The following is a 354-nucleotide window of genomic DNA, read 5'->3' as shown; positions in this document are numbered from 1 at the left end:
ATCAGGTTCTGCGGTACCTGATCGTAATTGGCCAGAAGTTGTTTGGTGTCTTTGGGCAGGCAGTAGCCACCATAGCCAAAGGAAGGATTGTTGTAGTGGCCGCCGATGCGCGGATCGAGGCTTAGGCCCTCGATGATCTGGCGGGTGTCCATACCCCCGGCCATGGCGTAAGAATCCAGTTCATTAAAAAACGCCACCCGCATCGCGAGATAGGTATTGGCAAAAAGCTTCACCGCCTCGGCTTCGCTTGGATCGGTGAAGAGGGTTTCCACCTCGTCCTCATCAGCACCGCCCAGCAGAAGATCCGCAAAGATACGGGCACGCTCCGAGCGCTCTCCAACGATGATCCGGCTG

Annotated in this window: 1 pseudogene; it reads right to left on the bottom strand. The window is 56.5% G+C overall.

The annotated features are described in order from the left end of the window. Positions 1 to 354, bottom strand: a pseudogene (locus Q5L94_RS13455) (UDP-glucose 6-dehydrogenase); the annotation flags it as partial.

The sequence above is a fragment of the Idiomarina sp. Sol25 genome (assembly GCF_033052775.1).
Lineage (GTDB): Bacteria > Pseudomonadota > Gammaproteobacteria > Enterobacterales > Alteromonadaceae > Idiomarina.
Note: the sequence above shows the minus strand (reverse complement) of the source record. Positions and strands in the feature narration are given on the sequence as shown.